Source organism: Peribacillus sp. SIMBA_075, assembly GCF_046534585.1.
The window spans coordinates 1-230 of record NZ_JAWRYN010001750.1; the positions used below are offsets into that span (position 1 = coordinate 1).

At 40.0% G+C, this 230-nt stretch carries 1 pseudogene; it reads right to left on the bottom strand.

Annotation, left to right across the window (positions count from 1 at the left end):
* Positions 1–230 (bottom strand): annotated as a pseudogene (locus tag SB775_RS34435) (hypothetical protein); the annotation flags it as partial.

Consider the following 230-nt stretch of genomic DNA (forward strand, 5'->3'; position numbering starts at 1 on the left):
CTAATGGTTTACGCTTTAACAGCCATGCCAGCACCACGAAATCAATGAGCATCAGCACAAACAGCGGGTGGAACAACTCAGTCATGCTGCTGCCCATATCCCCCATGTTCTTGGCTTGAAATAACACGGGAATGGTAATGAAATCAATATAAAAACCGTAAAAGATCGTATTTGATATCAAGATGGCTGTCAGAATAAAATTTGCGGTCAATAAAAAAACCTTTTGTTTG